Raw genomic sequence first — 2,455 nt, forward strand, 5'->3', positions numbered from 1 at the left:
TCAGCGCCTCGTCCGGGCTGCGGCCAAGCTCGACCGAGACGGCGAAGCTCAGGTAGACGCCCTCCTCGTCGCGGCTCAGCTCGAACTGGGTCAGCTCAGGCTCGGTGCCGCGGGCCGGACCGGCGCCGAGCAGGGCGCCGCCCGTGGCGGCGGGAAACAGGAGGCGCAAGCCGGCCGCGCCAAGCGCGCGAAGCACGCTGCGGCGGCGCGGAAAGCCGTGCGGCGGCGGCGGCCGAGTCATGGTTCGCGGGCGGGAAGACCGAAGGTCAGTGTTTCTCTAGCAGGGCGAGGAAAAAGCCGTCTGCGGCTCGGCTCGAATGAGCTCCGGGCGGCGTCTCGTCATTGTCGGCCAGCGGCAGCAGGTGGCCGGGCGAAGGCGGGTCGGCGGCCGGGGCAGCGTCGGCGCGCCGTTGCAAAAAAGCGTCGATCTGTGCCTGGCCCTCGGCCCTGAACACCGAGCAGGTGGCGTAGAGGAGCCGGCCGCCGGGCCGGAGCAGCGGCCAGAGCCCGTCGAGCAGGCGGGCCTGCGCCGCCGCCAGCGTCGCCACGTCGGCGGCGCGGCGGAGCCAGCGGACGTCGGGGTGGCGGCGGACGATGCCGGAGGCGGTGCAGGGCGCGTCGAGGAGGATCGCGTCGAACGGACGGCCATCCCACCAGCCGGCCGGGTCGGCGGCATCGCCGACCGCGGTCTGCGCCCGCAGCGACAGCCGGGCGAGCGTCTCGTCGACTCGGGCGAGCCGGGCGGTGTCGCGGTCGAGCGCGAGGAGGTCGAGGTCGGCCAGCTCGAGCAGGTGCGCGGTCTTGCCGCCCGGGGCGGCGCAGGCGTCGAGGACCCGTGCGCCGGGCGGCAGGCCGGCGCCGAGAAGGAGCGGGGCGGCGCGCTGCGCGGCAGCGTCCTGGACCGAGACGTCGCCGGTCGTGAACCCGGGCAGGCGCTGCACCGGCACCGGGGCGGCCAGCCGGACCGCGCCTGGCGCGCCCGCCTCGGCAGCGATCCCCGCCTCTGCCAGCCGCTCGAGGTAGGCCGCCACGCTGCTGCGGCGGGCGTTGACGCGCAACGTCATCGGCGGGTGTCGGTTGTCGGCGTCGGCGATCGCCTGCCACTCGGCCGGCCAGTCGTGGCGAAGGCGGTCCAGCCACCAGGCCGAGTGGTTGAAGCGGGCCAGCGGCTCGCGCGATGCCGTGCCGACCCGCTCGTCACGCTCGCGCAAAAAGCGGCGCAGCACCGCGTTGACGAAGCCGGCGCTGCGCGGCGCGCGCGCCCGCGCCGCGGCCACGGCCTGGTCGACCAGGGTGTGCTCGGCGTAGGGCGGCGACCCGGCCGGCCAGAGCAGCGCCAGTGCCGTGAGCAGGAGGGCGTCGACGTCGGCCGGCGGCGTCTTCGGCGCCAGATCCCGGCGCAGGACCTCGGCCGAGCCGAGCCAGCGCAGGGCATGGAACGACAGGGCCTGCGTTCCCGGCCGCGCCTCGGCGGGGCAGCGGGCCAGTGCCTCGTTGAGCGACTGCCCGGCGCGAACCGCCCGCACCGCGTCGGCAGCGTGGCCGAGCAGGCGCGCCAGCGGCAGGGCAGGCGTCGGCGGGGCGGTGGCCGGGGCCGGAGACGAGGAGCTGCTCACCTCGGGGAGTCTGCCAGCCCGACCTGGGGTAGGCTTGCTGCTCCCACGCAAGCGAGCTGCCCATGGCCGGCGAGAAACCCACACCGATCTTTCGCAGCGAAGGCGAGCTGTCGCGGCTGCCGGCGTCGGATCGCATCCGCTACCGGCTCATCGGCGCGCAGTGCCGCTACCACGCCAACGACAACATCGCCGAGCACATCGAGGAAGGCGAGCTCGACGAGTTGCGCGCCGAGGTCGAGGAAAAGATGCAGGCGGTGCTGCGCGCCCTCGTCATCGACACCGACAGCGACCACAACACCAGCGACACGGCCAAGCGGGTCGCCAAGATGTTCATCACCGAAGTCTTCCGCGGCCGCTACGTCGCCCCCCCGTCGGTGACCGAGTTCCCGAACGTCTCTCGCCTGAACGAGCTGATGATCGTCGGCCCGGTCACCGTGCGCAGCGCCTGCTCGCACCACCTGTGCCCGATCATGGGCAAGGTCTGGATCGGGCTGCTGCCGAACGAGCACTCGAACCTGATCGGCCTGTCGAAGTACGTCCGCATCTGCGACTGGATCATGAGCCGGCCGCAGATCCAGGAAGAGGCGGTGACGATGCTGGCCAACGAACTGCAGGACCGCGTCAAGCCCGACGGCCTGGCCATCGTCATGGAGGCGGATCACTTCTGCATGGCCTGGCGCGGCGTCAAGGACGCCGACGCGAAGATGACGAACAGCGTCATGCGCGGCTCCTTCCTCAAGGACGCCAGCCTGCGCCGCGAGTTCCTGTCGCTGGTCGCCAAGAAGGCCTGAAGGAGCACCCATGCTGGTCCGTCTCATGTATGCCAGTCGTGCCTCGGC

At 73.0% G+C, this 2,455-nt stretch carries 3 protein-coding genes; 1 reads left to right on the forward strand and 2 read right to left on the reverse strand.

Annotated elements, in window-relative coordinates; all coding sequences use genetic code 11:
* Together AC30N0_RS10800 and rsmB are read right to left on the reverse strand one after the other, a co-directional pair.
* On the reverse strand, window positions 1–241 hold a 241-nt coding region (locus AC30N0_RS10800), incomplete at its 3' end, for a hypothetical protein (RefSeq protein ID WP_489517918.1).
* Window positions 242–266: 25 nt separating this feature from the next.
* The gene (rsmB, locus tag AC30N0_RS10805) at window positions 267–1,616 is read right to left on the reverse strand and encodes a 16S rRNA (cytosine(967)-C(5))-methyltransferase RsmB (protein WP_489517919.1); all 1,350 of its coding nucleotides are present in this window, start codon (window positions 1,614–1,616) and stop codon (window positions 267–269) included.
* Window positions 1,617–1,678: 62 nt separating this feature from the next.
* Here rsmB and folE point away from each other — a divergent pair, with 62 nt between their 5' ends.
* Window positions 1,679–2,407 (forward strand): GTP cyclohydrolase I, encoded by a 729-nt coding sequence (folE, locus tag AC30N0_RS10810; protein WP_489517920.1) that lies wholly within the window; start codon window positions 1,679–1,681, stop codon window positions 2,405–2,407.
* The last annotated feature ends 48 nt before the right edge of the window (window positions 2,408–2,455 follow it).

The sequence above is a fragment of the Rhizobacter sp. genome, from assembly GCF_031412495.1.
GTDB lineage: Bacteria > Pseudomonadota > Gammaproteobacteria > Burkholderiales > Burkholderiaceae_C > Schlegelella_A.

What these genes read in the sequence shown, in the direction of transcription:
- folE (WP_489517920.1), top strand. Translation starts at nt 1,679, where the DNA reads ATGGCCGGCGAGAAACCCACACCGATCTTTCGCAGCGAAGGCGAGCTG.